General features: G+C 48.8%; 13 protein-coding genes. 9 read left to right on the top strand and 4 right to left on the bottom strand.

The features are described 5' to 3' along the window. Nucleotides 1-4: 4 nt before the first annotated feature. Nucleotides 5-1,042, bottom strand: a complete 1,038-nt coding sequence (locus AC5JBY_RS33260) for a BF3164 family lipoprotein (protein ID WP_495909032.1) — start codon at nt 1,040-1,042, stop codon at nt 5-7. A gap of 179 nt (nt 1,043-1,221) precedes the next feature. Here AC5JBY_RS33260 and AC5JBY_RS33255 point away from each other — a divergent pair, with 179 nt between their 5' ends. From AC5JBY_RS33255 to AC5JBY_RS33245, 3 genes are all read left to right on the top strand, one after another. Further along, nucleotides 1,222-3,363, top strand: a complete 2,142-nt coding sequence (locus AC5JBY_RS33255) for a GH92 family glycosyl hydrolase (protein WP_495909031.1) — start codon at nt 1,222-1,224, stop codon at nt 3,361-3,363. A 93-nt stretch (nt 3,364-3,456) separates the two neighbouring features. Beyond that, entirely contained in the window at nt 3,457-5,181 is a 1,725-nt protein-coding gene (locus AC5JBY_RS33250) for an arylsulfatase (protein WP_495909030.1), read from the top strand. Between the two features lie 137 nt (nt 5,182-5,318). Then, entirely contained in the window at nt 5,319-7,868 is a 2,550-nt protein-coding gene (locus AC5JBY_RS33245) for a S9 family peptidase (RefSeq protein WP_495909029.1), read from the top strand. An 84-nt stretch (nt 7,869-7,952) separates the two neighbouring features. Here AC5JBY_RS33245 and AC5JBY_RS33240 read toward each other — a convergent pair whose 3' ends face one another. Continuing rightward, complete coding sequence (locus AC5JBY_RS33240; RefSeq protein WP_495909028.1) at nt 7,953-8,378, bottom strand: VOC family protein; 426 nt, start codon at nt 8,376-8,378, stop codon at nt 7,953-7,955. A gap of 260 nt (nt 8,379-8,638) precedes the next feature. On the opposite strand from AC5JBY_RS33240, the gene AC5JBY_RS33235 reads away from it, so the two are divergent. Beyond that, nucleotides 8,639-9,475 carry a helix-turn-helix domain-containing protein gene (locus tag AC5JBY_RS33235; protein WP_495909027.1) on the top strand — a complete coding sequence of 279 codons (837 nt, stop codon included), beginning with the start codon at nt 8,639-8,641 and terminating at the stop codon, nt 9,473-9,475. 76 nt (nt 9,476-9,551) lie between these two features. Next, complete coding sequence (locus AC5JBY_RS33230; protein WP_495909026.1) at nt 9,552-10,151, top strand: c-type cytochrome; 600 nt, start codon at nt 9,552-9,554, stop codon at nt 10,149-10,151. Between the two features lie 56 nt (nt 10,152-10,207). On the opposite strand, the gene AC5JBY_RS33225 is transcribed toward AC5JBY_RS33230, so the two are convergent. Further along, on the bottom strand, nt 10,208-12,784 hold the full coding sequence (locus tag AC5JBY_RS33225) for a helix-turn-helix transcriptional regulator (RefSeq protein ID WP_495909025.1): 2,577 nt from the start codon (nt 12,782-12,784) through the stop codon (nt 10,208-10,210). 110 nt (nt 12,785-12,894) lie between these two features. Here AC5JBY_RS33225 and AC5JBY_RS33220 point away from each other — a divergent pair, with 110 nt between their 5' ends. From AC5JBY_RS33220 to AC5JBY_RS33210, 3 genes are all read left to right on the top strand, one after another. Next, nucleotides 12,895-13,512, top strand: a complete 618-nt coding sequence (locus tag AC5JBY_RS33220; RefSeq protein WP_495909024.1) for a DUF4242 domain-containing protein — start codon at nt 12,895-12,897, stop codon at nt 13,510-13,512. Between the two features lie 127 nt (nt 13,513-13,639). Then, entirely contained in the window at nt 13,640-15,133 is a 1,494-nt protein-coding gene (locus tag AC5JBY_RS33215; protein ID WP_495909023.1) for a hypothetical protein, read from the top strand. 1 nt (nt 15,134) lies between these two features. Further along, the gene (locus AC5JBY_RS33210) at nt 15,135-15,809 is read left to right on the top strand and encodes a GDSL-type esterase/lipase family protein (RefSeq protein WP_495909022.1); all 675 of its coding nucleotides are present in this window, start codon (nt 15,135-15,137) and stop codon (nt 15,807-15,809) included. Nucleotides 15,810-15,839: 30 nt separating this feature from the next. Here AC5JBY_RS33210 and AC5JBY_RS33205 read toward each other — a convergent pair whose 3' ends face one another. Beyond that, nucleotides 15,840-17,219: a hypothetical protein gene (locus AC5JBY_RS33205; protein WP_495909021.1), complete on the bottom strand. Its 1,380-nt coding sequence runs from the start codon at nt 17,217-17,219 to the stop codon at nt 15,840-15,842. A 255-nt stretch (nt 17,220-17,474) separates the two neighbouring features. Between AC5JBY_RS33205 and AC5JBY_RS33200 the strand changes: the two genes are divergently transcribed. Beyond that, complete coding sequence (locus AC5JBY_RS33200) at nt 17,475-18,386, top strand: AraC family transcriptional regulator (protein ID WP_495909020.1); 912 nt, start codon at nt 17,475-17,477, stop codon at nt 18,384-18,386. Nucleotides 18,387-18,454: the final 68 nt, after the last annotated feature.

Genomic DNA, 18,454 nt, shown 5'->3' with positions numbered 1-18,454 from the left:
ATTGTTATGGTTGAAGTGAGGCGATTTCTATGGATTGGGTAGATGGGTGAAAAGTAAAGAGGGTAGCGTCATCAGATGTTACCGCAAAGTCTACGATATAACTACTCAACGTGATCTTTTGTACCGGGTTACCTTTCCAGTCGTATACAAACAGGTATTTGCCATAATACAGGTGACTCGATTCACTGTTGTTGCCTGAATACAGCAGATAGATATACTTATTAGTTACTTTTCCCCTCACAAAAGCATAGCGCGTGCTTCCGTTGCGGGCGCTGAGTTCCTTGCCATCATTACCGGTCATTTCAGTTACAGCAGGCTTGTAGTTTTCTGGACCATTCACAATGATCGATTGACGGGTGGTAAGGTCGGTCACTTCTATCTGGTCAGCGTAGCGACTGGCAAGTACACATTTGTCGGCAGTAGGCTTCAGGAACAAAAAACCTTCATAAGCACTTTTCTTAGCCCGTGACCAGGCAGGATCATAAGATGTCAGTGGATTAGGGGGCTGGCCGGTAGTAAGATTGATCAATGATAGTTTAGCAGGAGAATCATAGTCGCCGCTGGCCAGCAGCGTGCTGTCGTTTATCATTTGTACGGAATAATAAAAAACAGGGATGTGCCTTTCTCTAACGGCACGGGCAGGTTCAGCCGTCGTGTTAGATAAGCTGTACACAATCACTTTGTCTTGCGTGAGGTCGTAAACCCAGAGATTGTTGCGCTGCAGTCCATAAGAAATAAAACCCATTGATTGACCATATTGGTTGCCCACCGGAGCCGCAGCCGAGACAATGTTGATCTTCTTTACATCCATCAGGGAAAAGTGAGTTGGGTGTCCGCTCTTGTGGCGCATCAGCAGTAGCGAATCGGCATACAGGTCCAGCCCTTCTATGGTAGGATCTTTGCTTTTCCACCAGCCTTTGCCGGTCAGTTGCCGTTCTACGGGAAATTTGCTAAAGGTGCTATGGGTGGCCTGCTGGCCAAGGGCCGGCAGATCAACTATCAATAAAAGCGCCATCAGCGCAGCCAGGATGTGGGTTCTCATGTGTACAATATAAAGTATCTCAGATGGGGCCGCATGCGTGCCCCAACAAGGAGAGGAGGAACCTGGTAAAAGGTTGGAAACAAGCAGCTACTATTTTTCAGCTTTTTCTGTAGATTCGTAGCAAAATCGTGTTAGCATAAGCCTTATCGCATTTTGGAAAAGAATATAACCATATTAAAATGAGATTAACAGGAACGTTATTGTTTTGCCTTGCCACGACGGCTGCTGCCTTCAGCCAGACTACTACACATACCAAACAAGTCAACACTTTTATAGGCACCACGCCCATGACCGATCCCAAGATCCTGGGTTATGAATTACCCCAGGGCTGGCGCTCCTGGGCCGGGCTCACATTTCCAGGCAGCTCTCTGCCCAACGCCATGGTACAATTAAGCCCCATGACGGCGTATGGCTCCGGCGCAGGGTACCAGTATGAAGATTCTACCATCCTGGGATTCACCCATACTAACAAAGGACACTGGAACCTGTGTAATATTCCGATCCTGCCCCTGTCTCATACGGCCACCTATCCCTTCAGTTCCCGTTTCTCGCACAAGAAAGAAAGTGCAGCTCCTGGCTACTACCAGGTATACCTGGATGATTACAACGTGAACGTGGAGTTGACTTCCACCCTGCGTTGCGGTTATCATAAATATGCATTTAAAGACAATTCCAGCCGCAGGCTGTTGTTCGATCTTGGCAAGGCCAACAGCCGGGTAAACACCTGGCGCATCGAGCAGGCCGGTACCAACGTGGTGCAGGGTTTTCAAAGCGGTGAGAATGTTTACTTCTATGCGGTCATCAGCGCGCCCATCGAAAAGCTGGACAAGATCGAAGAAGGACAGCGCTCAGGCTATGCATTGATCAGTTTGGCTAATGGTAGTGCAGCACCGGTGGAGGTGAAAATAGGCTTGTCATTCGTGAGCATGGACAATGCACGTAAAAACCTGGAGCAGGAGATTGGCAATAAATCGTTCGAAGATATCCGCAAAGCAGCCAATACTACCTGGGAAACCTTACTGTCGTCCATACAGGTTAAAGGAGGCACGCCTAAGCAAAAGCAAATGTTCTACAGTTGCCTCTACCGCTCTTTCCTGTGGCCTGCCCTGCGCAGTGATGTTAATGGTGAATACACAGATGCGAAGAGAAATGTGGTAAAAGGAGATTTCGCTTATTACACAGAACCCTCCCTGTGGGATACCTACCGCAACAAAGATGTGTTGTTGGGACTGATCTCTCCACAGATAACACTTGATGTAGTGAAGTCGATGAAAGACGTGGGCGACAAGCGTGGCTTTATCCCTACTTTCTTCCATGGTGATCATGGCGCTTCTTCCATTGCCGGCGCTTACCTGCGCGGCATCGATCAATTCGATATCAATGGAACGTACCAGTTGTTGCTGCGTAATGCCAATGTAGAAGGCCCTTCACGTCCGCGCCTGAAAGAGTACATCGAAAAAGGCTATATCGCCGAGCCGGAGATCGCTAACCCACACGTGGAAACCAAAGCCGCTGCCGGTGTATCCAAAACCGTGGAGTATGCCTATGATGATTATTCCGTGGCACAGATCGCAAAGAAATTGGGTGACACGGCCAATTACCGCATCCTGATGGAGCGTTCGAAGAACTACAAGAACATGTTCGATCCCTCCACCCGCTTTATGCGTGGCCGCCTGGCCAATGGTGATTGGGTCACACCTTTCGATCCGCAATACCCTTATTACGAATACATGTACCGCGAAGCCAATGCCTGGCAGGTATCCTTCTTTGCACCCCATGATATGCCGGGCCTCGTGGCCCTCTATGGCGGCAATAAAGGTTTTGAATCCAAGCTCGACTCTTTATTCACATTGCCCTGGAACCCCAAACATATTGCCCGCAACGTGGAAACGATGATCGGTCAATACTGCCATGGTAACCAGCCCGATCATGAAGCGCCCTTTGCGTATTACTTCATCAATAAACCTGAGAAGTCGCAGAAGATCATCGATACCATCCTGAATACATTATATGGTATTGGTGATGATGGCCTGGCGCTGAGTGGTATGGATGATGCAGGTGAGATGTCGGCCTGGTACGTGTTCTGTGCACTGGGACTGTACACTTTTTCTGCTACTGATCCTGAATACCTGGTAACCGTACCTTTGTTCGACGAAGTGAAATGGAAGACCAGCACAGGTAAATGGCTCACCATTACCAAGACCGGCAAAGGCCGCAAGTTGCGCTCTATCAAAGTGAACGGTCGTGAGAACAAAGGCTACTTCGTGCCCCATGACTTGTTTAAGAACGGCGGACAGGTTAATATTGCTACAGCGCCTTAAATTGAGACATTCCGGAGAAAAAAGGAGACGGGTTGGAGAAAGGAAGCTATGTGGTAACTTTAATTTACCGGCTTTAACGGACGATTGTTTTATATGAAGCAATACAAACTCTACTCAGGTATACTGCTGGCGGCTGTTGGCATCGCTGCATTGGCAGCATGGAAACAGCAACCACAACAGCAAGCGGAGGTGAAAGCGGCAGCGCCCAAACCCGAACGGCCCAACATCATTGTCATCATGGCCGACGACCTGGGTTTCTCTGACCTCGGTTGCTATGGTGGCGAAGTGAAGACACCCAATATTGATTTCCTGGCACAGCAAGGCATTCGCTATCGCCAGTTTTACAATACTTCGCGCTGTTGTCCTACAAGAGCTTCATTATTGACCGGTCTGTACAATCACCAGGCAGGCATTGGCAAGATGACGGAAGATGAGCGCGAGGCTGGTTATTACGGACGTATCACGGAGAATACCGTTACCATTGCGGAAGTGCTGAAAGCTGCCGGTTACAACACGGCCATGTCGGGCAAATGGCATGTGTCCAATACCACCGTACAGTCAACACCACAGGAACAACTCAATTGGCTGAATCACCATAAGCAATACGATTCATTCTCTCCCTTATCGCAATATCCCACCAATCGTGGCTTCGACAAGTTCTTCGGAACGATCTGGGGTGTAGTAGATTTTTATGATCCATTTAGTCTGGTAAGCGGTACTACGCCGATCAAAAATGTACCCGCCAATTATTATCATACCGATGCCATCAATGATACAGCTGTTGCTTACATCAAAGAATATTCAAAGTCAAAAGACCCATTCTTCCTGTATGTAGCAGAGAATGCGCCGCACTGGCCATTGCAGGCAGAGCCGCAGGATATAGCTAAATACAAAGACACCTACAAAGGAGGATGGGATGCTATCCGCAAAGCGCGTTACGAGAAGATGATCAAGCTGGGCCTCATCGATCCGAAACAAACACCCCTCTCCAAAAGATGGAATGACAACCTGAGCTGGGAGAACAATCCCGATACAGCCTGGGATGCTATGGCGATGGCGGTACATGCTGCGATGATCGATCGCATGGACCAGGGTATTGGTCGCATCATACAGGCATTGAAGGAAACCGGTCAACTGGATAATACACTTATTCTCTTCCTGTCTGATAATGGCGCCAGCGGAGAAAACGCTGCCAATTATGGTCCCGGCTTCGACCGTCCCAGCGCCACACGTGATGGCCGCAAGATCATCTACGCTACCAAAAAGGAAGCAGCACCCGGTCCGCAAACAACCTATTCTTCCATTGGTCCACGCTGGGCCAACGTATCCAATACGCCGTATGTATTATGGAAAGCTGATTCATATGAAGGCGGCTTGCACACACCTATGATCGCCTATTGGCCGAAAGGTATCAGAGCAAAGAAAGGCAGCTACTCCAATCATGTGGGGCATGTGATGGACTTCATGGCCACATTTATGGAGCTGTCCGGCGCCACGTATCCCGCAACTTACAAAGGACATGCTATTCCGGCTACGACCGGCCTTAGCCTCGTGCCTTCTTTTAGCGGAAAACCTTCTGCCGGTCATACCACTTTATTCAATGAACATTTCGGCGCCCGCTATGCCCGCCAGGGCGACTGGAAGATCGTGTCAGGCAGTGGCAAAGACAGCACATGGAAACTCTTCAACTTGGCTGCCGACAGAACCGAAACCACTGATCTTGCCACCCAACATCCCGATAAAGTACAACAGCTCGAAACCCTTTGGCGCCAATGGGCCAATACCCACAACGTATTTCCCAAGCCGGGGAGAAAGTAGGGTTAAAAACAGTGCTTCTGCGGTTAATATCCGACATATGCAAGCCTTCGCATTATGTATGCGGCGGTATTTTCTGACAACCGGTTTTTGGTGCAAACCCTTCTATACCGATCTTCGCGACAAACCAACCATCGCACATGAGGAAGAACTGCTTCTTATTGCTGTTGTTGGCCGCTGCAACAGCTACTGCATCTGCCCAACAAACCCCGGTTACAAAAGCCAATTACCAGCAAGCCGCAAGGTTTGCACCCCGCAAGCTCGACAAACTTATTTTCAGCACCAGCGTCGATCCACACTGGCTCAAGAAAAGCGATCGCTTCTGGTACACGTATGAGACTACCGATGGCCGTAAATGGTACATCGTAGACCCCGTGAAAGGAGAGAAGAAAGTGATGTTCGACAATGCCGACCTGGCAGCCAAGATCACCCGCATCGTCAAAGATCCATTCGACGCCCAGCACCTCGGCCTCGACAGTCTCCGCTTCATCAAAGATGAAAACTGGATTCAGTTTGAAGTAAGAAGCACGCTCGATGTAGAGAAGAAAGATTCTTCTACTACTGTCAGCGGCAGAAGAGGCGGGCCTGCTACGGCAGCTCCAGCACGCGAAAGGAAAGTATTTTATTTTGAATACAATCTCACTACAGGTGAGCTGACCGAACTGCCCGACTTCAAAAAGCCCAAACGCAAACCCGGCTGGGCCAATATCTCACCCGATGGCAACACCATCCTCTTTAGCCGCAATTTCAACCTCTACTGGATGGACAAGGCCAATTATGAAAAGGCCCTGGTGAAAGAAGATGACAGCACTATCGTTGACCATGCCATTACTACCGATGGCGTAGAATACTACAGCTATGGTGGTGGTGGTATGAACGAGAACAACGTAGACAAAGAAAAGAATAAAGACAAGCGCAAGTCAGTACAGGCATATTGGTCTGCCGACTCCAAACATTTTGCCATGACGCGCACCGACAGCAGGAGAGTGAAAGAGCTGTGGGTGATCAATACACTATCTGATCCGCGGCCTACGCTGGAAACCTACAAGTACATGATGCCCGGTGAAAAAGAGTCACCGGTAGATCATCTCTACCTGTTTGATGCTACTGCCAAAACCGGTAAGGAAATGCAGGTGTCCCAGTTCAAAGACCAGGATCTCAACATCTGGACAGAGCCTGCCATAGCCAAAGAACGAGACGATGACTGGCGCCCCTCCAAATGGCTGGGCAACAACAATAAGTTCTATTTCACCCGTACGGGCCGCGACCTGAAGAAGATCGACGTATGTATGGTAGATATCAATACCGGCACGGTGAAGCCACTCATCGAAGAAAGATTCAATACCTACATTGAAATACGCCGGGTAGGCTTGGTGAGCGAAGGCAAAGAGATGATCCACTGGAGCGAGCGCGATGGATGGGCCCATCTGTATCTGTATGATGAGAACGGTAAGCTGAAGAACCAGATTACGTCCGGTGCATGGCACGTAGACAATATCCTGGGTATCGACGAAGCCAAACGCGTAGTGTTCTTTGCAGCCAATGGCCGCGAAGCCAACGAAGACCCTTACTATCTGCACGCTTACCGCGTGAACTTCGATGGCACGGGGTTGAAACTGCTGAACCCCGGCGAGTTTGAACACGGCATGAACATCAACGACAATGAGACCTTCTTTGTAGATAATTTCTCCCGCGTTAATACTGTACCTAAGTCAGTATTGTATGCTGCTGATGGACGTAAAGTGATGGACCTTGAAACGGCTGATCTCTCTTCGCTGATGTCAACGGGATATAAATTCCCAACACCTTTCAAGGTAAAAGCTGATGACGGCATCACGGATATTTATGGTGTACTCTACAAGCCAATGGATTTCGACTCTACTAAAAAGTATCCGGTGATCGAGTATGTATATCCCGGCCCACAAACAGAAGCGGTGAACAAAGCATTTGGCCGCTCTATGGACCGTACCGACAGGCTGGCGAACCTTGGTTTCATCGTGATCACAATGGGCAACCGCGGTGGTCACCCATCACGCAGCAAATGGTACCACAACTTTGGTTATGGCAACCTGCGCGATTATGGATTGGCTGATAAGAAAGCAGCTGCTGAACAACTGGCTGACCGCTATCCCTGGTTCGATGTGGATCGCGTAGGTATTCACGGACACTCAGGTGGTGGCTTTATGAGCACCGCTGCGATGCTGGTATACCCTGACTTCTTCAAGGCGGCGGTATCTTCTTCCGGCAACCACGACAATGCGGTATACAACCGTTGGTGGAGTGAACAGCACCACGGTGTGAAAGAAACGATTGGCGATAAAAAGGATACTACATTCATATACAACATCGAAAAGAACCAGGACCTGGCGAAGAACCTGAAAGGACACCTGATGCTCACTACAGGTGATATCGACAACAACGTACATCCTGCAGGCACCATCCGCGTGGCCAATGCCCTCATCCGTGCCAACAAGCGTTTCGACCTGGTAATATTGCCTGGTCAGCGCCATGGCTATGCAGATATGACAGAGTGGTTCTTCTGGCGCATGGCCGATTATTTCACCTTGCACCTGATGGGCGATACGTCTGAAAGACCGGTAGATATTGAGCAGATCAACCGCGAATTGCAGCAGGGTGGAAGCAGCGGAGGTGGCGGCAGGAGAGGCCCCGAAATAGAAGAAGAATGGTAACTTACCATCAGTAAATAATAAAGCAAGAGCCCTTTGATATTCATCAAAGGGCTCTTGCTTTATGGCTATTACTTAGTTAATATATCAGGAAGGCTTCTTGCTGGAATGATTAAGCATCCAGCGTACGCCGAACTTATCTTCGAAAGAAGCGAAGTAATCGCCCCAGAACATATCTTCCAGCGGCATTTCTACTTTGCCGCCAGCAGAGAGACCTTTGAACAGGCGTTCTGTTTCTTCGCGGCTGTCGGTAGCAATAGAAATGTAATTGTTATTACCCACCTGCAGCACATGGCCGGCAGAAGGCACACAATCGGAAGCCATCAGAAACTGGCCATTGCCTACCGGCAGCGATACGTGCATGGCCCTGTTCTTTTCTTCAGCCGACATGTTCTCTGTGCCCGGTGCATCGCTCATTTTCATAACAGAAAGATCACCACCAAATACAGAGTGGTAAAAACGGAATGCTTCCTCTGCATTACCGTCGAAGTTCAAATAAGGATTGAATACCATAAAAGTGCTTTTGATGTTTTTAATAGCATTACTTGTGATGGAAGGCTGGCAAGCCTCCGTTGATAAAGTCAAAACTATTAAGAAAAAATATACTGGATGCTGTGCTGTTCTGACAAAAAGAGGGTGTAATTACGACAGTTCGTGCTGCCCCGTATTATTACTCATTTTATCAAAATCACCCAAACATGTCGCTTTTATTCAATGGCATGCCAGATGGGGCTATTATCTTTGCGACCGTGGTGATAATCATCCGTTGAATCATGATCATTTCATATAAGGAATTCAGGCCATCCGAGCCCCTGCAGCCATACGTAGAAAACTACTGGTACCAGGTGTTCGACGGCGACTCCCGTGAGGAATCGCCGGAACAAGTGTGCCTGCCCCTGGGTATGAGCCAGATCATTGTTCATGTTCGCCAGCAGGAATCGCATGCGTTTTTCAATGCAGACTGGCAGGCGCTTCCACATGCTTTTTTTGTGGGCATCTACAAAGACGCCGTTACCTGGAAGACCAAAGGCTACTCCGTGTGCTTTGGCATCAACCTGAAGCCCGAAAACCTGGCAGAGCTGTTCAATGTACCTGCAGCCGCGATCTTCAATGATTATACCGATGTAAACAATTTCAGGAATCCCGGTATCGATGAGATGGCCGACCGCATGTATGGCCAGGAAGACCCGGCAACGCTGATCAGCATTGCCGAGACCTGCCTGCTGAAAAGGGTGAAGGATATGCAGAATACAAAGCATTATCTGCAGCATGCGGCAGAGATCATCCGTCGTGAAAAAGGAAACATATCGATCGAGTCCCTGTGCAGAAATTTATATGTGAGCGAAAGGCAGTTGCAGCGCAGCTTCAGGGATTCGCTGGGCACCAGTCCCAAGACCTATACCCGTATCATCCGCTTCCGGAATGCTTACCAACACCTGCGGCAGGCGGAAGAGAAAAAGATTGCCTGGGCTTCCCTTTCATTCGATTGCGGATACGCTGATCAGGCCCATTTCATCCGGGACTTCAAAGAGTTCTCCGGTGTCAGTCCATCACTGATGGTAGATCACAACGGACCCTTCTACCAGCTTAGTACATCTATATTTGCCTGATTATATATACACCCTCCAGTATCTGTTTGGATATTACCAATCAGTCATTCATCAAATAAAAGTAAAGAAGAACAAAATGAAGAAATTCATGTACCTGGCTGTAATAGCCATTGGGGTGATCATTGTTGCCTGTAACGAAACGACCGGTAATACTGCCGGCGGCGAAAAGAAAACAGATTCTGTGGAGGAAGTGGCAAGAGGCAAATACCTGGTAGATGCAGTAGGTTGTGGCGACTGCCATACACCCAAGACGATGACGCCGCAAGGCCCGGTGCCCGATATGGAGAAATTCCTTTCCGGCTATGATGCATCACAAGGCGGACTTGGAAAATTCGATACCTCCATCGTGCGTGATGGCAGGTGGGCTTTGTTGAAAGGCGACCTCACAGCTGCTGTTGGTCCCTGGGGCATTACCTATGCGGCCAACCTTACCCCCGATGATACAGGACTGGGTGGCTGGACGTATGAGAATTTTCGCAAAGCCATCAAAGAAGGCAAATATCGTGGTGTAGACAATTCACGTCCGCTGATGCCGCCGATGCCCATACCGGCACTGAAGAACCTTACCGACGAAGATGTAAAAGCTATTTATAGCTACCTCAAAACGATTAAACCCGTGAAGAACCTGGTGCCACCAGCCCAACTGAATCCCCCTCCGCCACCTGCGGCGAACTAATACCGCTGATATCATTATTAGGTTTATTACAACCCTGCTTTGCAAAAGGCAGGGTTTTATGCTTTGATGATACCTTGCCTGATGGCCGCTTGTACCGCCTTCATGCGTGATGGCGCATCGAGTTTGAAGAGAATAGAAGATATATGATGGTCTACAGTTTTGGCAGATATATAAAGGCGTGCCGCAATGGCTTTATTGGGCATGCCTTCCTGTAGTAATTGTAATACATCCAACTCGCGCAGGGTAAGTTGCGACGGATTGGATAACGTACTTTTCCGTGTGCCCCGTGGGATGCTTTTGATACCCTGTAACCTCATTTCGTTTTTTAGTTTCTCCGCCACAGTATGTGCACCCAATTCCTGTATTTTGACCAGTGCCAGTTTTTTGTCGGCTTCTGTACCCTCGAACAACACCAATGCCTGTTCATAGGGGCAATTAGCTTTTTCCCACAATGATACAGCGCGCATGGGCGCGATGTCTGATGATGGCAGTGCGGGTCTTCCTGCTTTCTGCAACCAGAAAGCGAATTCATTATACCCGGAAATGTTAGCAGATGCCTGCATCATGTCGATAGTCTGTTGCAGTGCTGCCATTTCTATGCAGGGTTCACGGGTAAGCCATTCATATTCGAGAAGCGCCGTAAGAACGGGCAATACCCGCTGCAGTTCCAGCGCTTCGAAGGCCAGGTCTTTTGCTTCCGTCAACAACTGCAATGCAATAGCCGGTGTGCTGCACCTCAACTGCAGACTGCCTGCTACTACCAAAGCACCAATCCTGTTGACGGGCGTCTGATTATTATTCAACAAGCGTTCCGCGGCTTCGCTGGCGGCGGTCCATTCACCGGTTTCCAGTAATAACCTTGCTTTTTGTGAAAGCATATAGGATGTCCAGGAGTCGAGGTCTCTTTCTTCGCAATAATGAATACCCTCATTGAGATAGTTCCTGGCCAGGTCATAGGCTTTCAGTGAAACTGTTTTACTGCCGAGGTTGGTATAGGCGCGTGCTACATGTTCCTGGAAGTCATTTTTGAGCGCAATGTCGAGGCTTTGCTCCAGTAGTGTTTTGCCCCTGGTAATGTCAGCATTGATGCGCATTTGTACGCTGCCAACATTGTTGAGTGCGTGAGATAAAATTTCCTGATCACCCAGTTCCTCTGCTATAGCTATTGCTTTTTCGCCCCACGCGAGGCATTCATCATGATGGTCAGACAACATCGTCAACTGTGCCATATTGCTATAGGCCATTGCTTTGGCGCGTGAGGGTGGTTGTTGCGCTAATACTTCCACAGCCTGCAACCCGTAGCTTTCTGCCTGTGTTCGTTGGCATACAAACCACGAAAGGCGCGACAGGAACCGCAAACTATTGCCAATGAGTTCCTGGTTTTTCGTGGCTCGCCATCCTGCCAATGCTTTTTCGGTATAAGAAATAGCCTCGCGGATATGATTGATCAGGTAACATTGATATGCATATGATTCGTATAACCGGTAAAGTGTATCGTTTTCCTCCCCCTGATAGTATTCGATGGCTGTAATGTATAGTTTAGCCGCTTCTATATGTGCTCCCACTTGTGTAGCCTGTTGTGCAGCTATAGGTGCATAAAAAGCTACCAGCGCTGTTTCATGCGCATGTTTGGCATGGTGAATGATCTTTTCAATGGCTTGCTCCCTTTCAAAGATTTCGCGGAATAGCGTAAGTATTTTCTTGTTGAGCCCTATTTTTTCGAGCGGTGAAAGAGCTCCTTCGATAGTGATGCGATAAAGTTCGTGTTTAAAGGTAAGTTGCCCTTCCCGTAACAATAATATCCCCGATTCGAGGCATTGCCCGATGGCGGCAGTAAAGCCTTTCTCCAGATTGGAGAGCGCGGTGAGGCTGATGCCCGCAGGCAATGCGGACAGTAATTCCCACACTTGTTTTGTGGTGGCGTTTTGGCGGTTATATACCGATAGAATGGAGTCCCGGATATTATCGGGTATCCCCGGACTATAGTTGGCCAGGATCTCCTGTACATAAAACGGATTGCCGCCTGATATGCTGTACACCTCATTGCCGTTATATCCTTTTATCGTAGCCAGTTGTTCTACTGCTGTTCTTGATAAAGGCCGTAATTGCAGGCGGGTAAAAGAGCCTGCCGGCAATTGGCCCAATAGCTGTCTTAGCGGATGGCTGTTATGGATCTCATTGTCACGGTAGGTGAGCATGAACAGGCACCGTAGCCGGGTAATACGCCGGGAGAGGAATTTGATGAAGTCCAGTGTCGCTTCATCGGCCCAGTGAATATCTTCAAATACAATAAGGACCGTTTTATGATGTTGTGTGATTCGCTGGAATACATGCATGAATAAATCGATGCGACCGGTATTATCTTCCCTGATCTCAGGCAGTGCCTCTTTCATTTGCAGCAGGATATCATACAGGGGCGCCAGTGGCCGGGGTGTGAATAAGGCATCGCAGGTGCCCTCGTAATAGGTGCAGGTGTTTTTGACGGCTCGAATGAATGCTTTGAGGAGGGTAGTTTTCCCAATCCCTGCCTCGCCGCTCACGAACACACAGCGCCCTTCGCCGGATGACGCCTGTTGAAAGGCGTCCTGTAGCGAAGCCAACGCTTCACTTCGTTCGATAAGTTCGCTTTCCATAGTGGGTAAAATGGGAGCCTGCTACTCTAAAATAGGGAAAACACCCTATATGCCCCTATTCAATTGTATGTTGCTTTGTGCTTATTGATTCACTTCCTAAAACTACATGTATGAAACGCTTTATGATTATTGTGATACTTGCTGTTTGTCAGTTAGTTACCTGTCGGCTTTGGGCCCAGCAGGCCGATACCGGGAAAACATCCAAACTGTTTATCGATGTGCACCGTTTGCAGCCAGGCAAAGTAAAATTTGAAGCCGTGGCAGAAGCACATGCCAAAGACCTCGCTGTTCAAAGCAAATACAGGGTACAGTTCCTGAAATATTGGGTAGATGAAAAAGAGGGCCAGGTGTATTGTTTATCCGCTGCCCCGGACTCTGGTGCTGTAAGGAATACGCATGCCCAGGCGCATGGCCTGTTGCCCGAGCATATCCATCCGGTTACCGATGGGCAGGCAGCTGCACTGACAGGACAAAAGGACCTGTTCCTGGATATCCATTACCTCGGAGCCGGGAAGGTGACTGCAAAGGATGTGGAAGCAGCCCACCAGAAAGACCTGGCCGTGCAAAAGAAATATGGTGTGAATTTTATCAACTATTGGGTCAACGAAAAAGATGGAGTGGTCATGTGTCTCTCCGAAGCGAAGCACTCCAATGATGTAGTACATACGCACAAAGAAGCGCACGGCCTGTTACCTGCCTCGGTACTGAAAGTGAAGCAGGGAGAGTAAGCTGCTGGGTAATTATAAAAGTAAAATAATACCTGCATTGTAAAAGAAAGTATGATACTGCTACTGGCGGGGGTAATAATTTTAGGCGGTTAAGGCTCTCTACAAATGCCCAAAAGCTAATAGCAGCATGAAGAACTGTTTATATGCCGTACTCCTTTGCATTACGTCTGGCAATATCTCCCTGGTTTCTGTAGCACAACAACCCGTTGTGCTGCAGCGCCAGCGTGAACTGTTTGTGGATAGCTACCTCACTGATCAGTTTACCAATGCCAGTATAAAACTGGCTACGCCTGTCTCTGCCGGCGTGGCCGTCAAATTCGATCAACCCTGGGAAGGGAATTTTGCAGGCGCTTATGTTTCCATCATACAGGATGGTGATCGCTACCGCATGTATTACCGCGGCATGGGCAGTGGCAATGGTGCGCCCGGCGAAGTGACCTGCTATGCCGAAAGCAAAGACGGCATCAACTGGATAAAACCTATACTCAACCTGCATGAAGTAAAAGGAACGACAAACAATAACGTAGTGGTGAAAGGCAACCTGCAGCAAAGCAGCCACAACTTTTCCGTGATGATCGATAACCGTCCAGGTGTGCCGGCAGCATACCGCTACAAAGCAGTAGGTGGTGTTGCTTCATCTCCCAACAGAGCTGCCCGTGGCTTATACCGTTATGTTTCTGCAGATGGCATTCACTGGAGCCGTTTCAAAGAGGATACAACAGCACTGTTTCGTGATGGCTATGGCATGGATTCGCAAAACGTATTGGAGTGGCTGCCTGCCGAGCAGCAGTATGCCATCTACCTCCGCACCTGGACAGGCGATAAACCCGGTGATACCAAACTGCTGAAAGGTGTGCGCACCATTGCACGATCGGTATCCAAAGATTTCATCCACTGGTCTGAACCACAGGTTATGAACTTTGGCAACACGCCACTGGAAGACCTGTATACAAATGCTACACATCCTTACTTCCGGGCGCCGCAACTATTGATTGCGATGCCTTTCCGTTTTTCACCAGAGAGCAGGGTACTAACCGATGCTGAAATGAAAGCCAATGATATAGATGTGTCTATGTGGAAAGGTGTGTCAGATGCTGTATTGCTTACGAGCAGGGGAGGGAATGTATATGAGCGTAAGTTTATGGAATCATTTGTGCGTCCCGGCACCAATCAACAGAACTGGGCTGCCCGCAGCACTATTCCCTGCAAAGGCGTTATACCTACCGGCAAAAATGAAATGTCATTCTTCGTGACCCGTGCCTATAGCACACCCAATATTCACCTCGAACGCATGGTGTTGAGAACTGATGGCTTTGCTTCCCTGCATGCCGGATACACAGAAGGTTCCATGGCCACCAAACCGGTGATATTGAAAGGCAACACATTTCAGTTAAATTATTCCACTTCTTCCATCGGCTATGTGCAGGTGATTTTGCTTGATGAAGCGGGCAAAGAATTGCCGGGCTTCGGCATAGCCGATGCGCCAAAGATCTGTGGTGATATTATAGATGCAGAAGTGAAATGGAAAAGTGGTAAAACGATTGCCGATCTGGATGGTAAAGTGGTTCGTATCAGGTTTGTGTTGCGTGATGCGGATGTGTATTCGTTTGGAATCTTTTGATATGATGAAGTATTGGTTGCTGATAGGATTATTGGTATGTACCACGGCGAGTGTGGCACAAACACTGTCATGGGACAGTACTGCCCGCCCGGAGATTTATCCTTCGCAAGTAGCCTTGTTCCGTTCTTTTGAGCATTCCCATAAAGACATTGTTTTCCTGGGCAATAGTATTACTTTCTGGGGCGGATGGAATGAACTCTTGCATTCAAAACATATCAGGAACCGCGGCATTCCCGGTGATAACACCTTCGGTGTGCTGGAGCGATTGGATGAAGTGATCGATGGACAGCCTGCCAAGGTATTTATTCTTATTGGTATCAATGACATTGCAAAGAATATCCCTGATTCTGTGATCGTACGCAACTATGAACGCATCATCAGCCGGTTGAAGGCTGGCACACCACGTACCAAAATATACTTCCAGACACTATTGCCAGTAAATGATTCTTTTAAGAAGCTGATGGCTCATTACCAACATGCCCGCATCCGCGCTATCAATGAACAGATCAGGCTGCTGGCCACCCGTGAACACATCACCCTCATCGATCTCTATCCGCACTTCGCCGGTCCCGATGGTCAACTGCCTACCCACCTTACATTCGATGGCGTACACTTACAAAAAGCTGGATATGATATTTGGGTGAAAGTCCTGAAGGATGGAGGATATCTGCAATAGTTCCAGTCAGGCCGCTCAAAGCGGCCAGACCTACGTACTCAGTATTTTCAGCATTTCAAGAAAACGTTCCCGTATAATACTTTCCGCATTCAACGCAAGATGGCTATACCGGCAGCGCCAGGTCTCATAACCGCCGCGGGCGATCTCATGGGCGGGTGGCACATAGCCCGCATTGCCATTGGCCAACCCAATGGTGAAGTATTGTTTCACCGGGCTATTGGCCTTCAACCACAAGCCGGTCTCTGCAAAGACTTCTCCTGATATACTGCCCACAATACTATTGCCGATACGAAAAGCCTGTAAGGGATATTGCATGCTGTCGGGTTCTGACTGCATCAACACCTGCTCGCGTGCATAGATGCGGCGCAGGCCATCTTCATTCAAAGTGAGGTGGTGATAATCTGTTTGGTCAGCTATTGTTTTGGCGGCGGTATATTCTTCTGCAGCAGGCTTACGAATGCCAATGGTAGGTTCATCATACAGCACAGATAGCTGCGGGTGTGCTTCCCAGATAATACCAGGTAATGAATCGATCAACCTATCGACAATATCTCCGGCAATCAGTTTGCTTTTCTGAAAAGGCTCTGCGGGGTAGCGCTGCGGATGCAGGAAGTCCCAGCAGTTCACATCTCCGCTGGTGCCATTGCTCATGATGCCTACGAATGCATCACCTGCTTGCAACCTCGCTTTCAACGCCTGCGCAAATGCGCCAAAGTAATCGGCCGAGATAGTGCCGGGCTCCCAATCGCCTACATAGTGCAGGGAATAGTTGGCCAGCAGGGCCAGCCATCGACCTTGCTCATCCTGTAAAGCGAGGTAACCAACTTCAGGATCTACAGCAGCGGCGCTGCGTTCAATATAGGCTTCTGCACCAAAAGGATTGGTCACCACTTGCTCTACTTCTCCCGTAACAGGATTGAGCGCCTGATAACCTTCCTTCATGATATAGCGTCTGCACAATACATGCTCGTGCACCTGTACAGCGCCAAAACCAATGCGGGCCGGAACGGCCTTGCGCATGGCTTCCTGTACTACCGTTACGATCTGCTGCGGCAGCCATTGACTGTAGGCTGGATCGGGACCGCAGAGATGCACTTCCGACACAGAGCCGGCAGCATGCGTATGCGTGGTGCTAAGTGAAATATGGTTGAAGGGAATGCCGGTGCTTTGGGCTACCAGGGTGCGTACTTGCCGGGCATAGTCGATGGACATCACGCAGGTATCGACTACAATGAATACCACCTCAACATCGTCCCGGCGCAGGTAGATGGCTTTGGCAAACAAGGCATCATGAATATAAGTAGCGGTATGCGGAAAGAAGTCGCCATTGATAAGCGTACCCAGGGGCGGGGTAATATCAATTTGGGCGGCGCCTGCCAGCAATAGGTGTCCGGGAATGCTGTTTACCATCTAACTTATTCAGCGTGTTATCAGTGTGCTTGCAAATTAATTCAATTTGCAGGATTGAGACAATTCTGCCAGGGTATTTCGCTGCTTGCTTTCGGTCTGTAAGAAAGTATTAATCTTCATCCACATTTTAACCACATCTTAAATAATTCCTATGCTTTTTGTAAATTTATAATACTATTTTACAGTTTCTGGTAACCAGTCAAACCTTATCCCCGCATCTTCCTGTATCCCGATCAATTACCAAAAGTACTGTGTATGAAAGCTATCGAAATGCGGCTGCGTAAAGACATTGACAAGTCTTTCATCGTTTTCCGCGAACAAGGCAAGCTGTTTCCCTGCCCCTGGCACTATCACCCTGAATACGAACTGGTTCTGGTGACCAAAAGCACAGGCCGTCGTATGGTGGGCGATCATATCGGGTATTTTAAAGAAGGCGACCTCGTATTTATGGGTCCTATGCTGCCCCACGTGTGGGTGAATGATCCCGAGTACCTCGAAGAAGGCACGCCGCTGGAAGCTGATGCCATCGTGATCCACTTTGTGGGCGATTTCCTGGGCGAAAAATTCCTGCAGGTGCCGGAGATGGAGAAGCTGAACCAATTTCTCCAGCTGAGCACCCGCGGCATGCACATTACAGGCGCCGCGAGTGAAAAGATCGGTGCGCTCATGAAGCAATTACTCGATATGAACGGAATGCAGCGGCTGGTAACACTGTTCTCCATTTTCGAAATACTCTCTGCCACTTCCGATTACGAACTACTGGCCAGCCCCGGCTATATACAAACCATCCACACCAAGAGTACCGACCGCTTCAGCAAGATCACGGAATACATCATGCTCAACTTCGACCGGGAGATCACCCTGCCTGAAGCAGCTGCTGCAGCGAATATGGCTGTAACTACCTTCTGCAACTTCTTCAAAACACATTACCGCGTAACGTTTGTAGAGTACCTGAACATGGTGCGCATTGGCCATGCCTGCAAACTCCTGGGTGATATGAACAAGACCATCGTGGGCGTGGCGTATGAATGCGGGTTCAACAACCTCGCGAACTTCAACCGCCAGTTCAAAAAGATCAAAAACCTCACACCCAGTGAATACCGTAAAACGATCAACACCGAGCAGGCTGCCCTGGAACCGGAGAAGGCGGCTGTGTACCAGTTGTAAGATCGTATCATAATTAGAGAATAATGTAGCACGTTTCTCTCCCTGCTAAAATTACTTTTGAGGGGAAC

Source organism: Paraflavitalea sp. (assembly GCF_059502485.1).
This window is presented reverse-complemented; position numbering and strand designations above follow the sequence as displayed.

What these genes read in the sequence shown, in the direction of transcription:
- AC5JBY_RS33260 (WP_495909032.1), bottom strand. Translation starts at nt 1,042, where the DNA reads ATGAGAACCCACATCCTGGCTGCGCTGATGGCGCTTTTATTGATAGTT.
- AC5JBY_RS33255 (WP_495909031.1), top strand. Translation starts at nt 1,222, where the DNA reads ATGAGATTAACAGGAACGTTATTGTTTTGCCTTGCCACGACGGCTGCT.
- AC5JBY_RS33250 (WP_495909030.1), top strand. Translation starts at nt 3,457, where the DNA reads ATGAAGCAATACAAACTCTACTCAGGTATACTGCTGGCGGCTGTTGGC.
- AC5JBY_RS33245 (WP_495909029.1), top strand. Translation starts at nt 5,319, where the DNA reads ATGAGGAAGAACTGCTTCTTATTGCTGTTGTTGGCCGCTGCAACAGCT.
- AC5JBY_RS33240 (WP_495909028.1), bottom strand. Translation starts at nt 8,378, where the DNA reads ATGGTATTCAATCCTTATTTGAACTTCGACGGTAATGCAGAGGAAGCA.
- AC5JBY_RS33235 (WP_495909027.1), top strand. Translation starts at nt 8,639, where the DNA reads ATGATCATTTCATATAAGGAATTCAGGCCATCCGAGCCCCTGCAGCCA.
- AC5JBY_RS33230 (WP_495909026.1), top strand. Translation starts at nt 9,552, where the DNA reads ATGAAGAAATTCATGTACCTGGCTGTAATAGCCATTGGGGTGATCATT.
- AC5JBY_RS33225 (WP_495909025.1), bottom strand. Translation starts at nt 12,784, where the DNA reads ATGGAAAGCGAACTTATCGAACGAAGTGAAGCGTTGGCTTCGCTACAG.
- AC5JBY_RS33220 (WP_495909024.1), top strand. Translation starts at nt 12,895, where the DNA reads ATGAAACGCTTTATGATTATTGTGATACTTGCTGTTTGTCAGTTAGTT.
- AC5JBY_RS33215 (WP_495909023.1), top strand. Translation starts at nt 13,640, where the DNA reads ATGAAGAACTGTTTATATGCCGTACTCCTTTGCATTACGTCTGGCAAT.
- AC5JBY_RS33210 (WP_495909022.1), top strand. Translation starts at nt 15,135, where the DNA reads ATGATGAAGTATTGGTTGCTGATAGGATTATTGGTATGTACCACGGCG.
- AC5JBY_RS33205 (WP_495909021.1), bottom strand. Translation starts at nt 17,219, where the DNA reads ATGGTAAACAGCATTCCCGGACACCTATTGCTGGCAGGCGCCGCCCAA.
- AC5JBY_RS33200 (WP_495909020.1), top strand. Translation starts at nt 17,475, where the DNA reads ATGAAAGCTATCGAAATGCGGCTGCGTAAAGACATTGACAAGTCTTTC.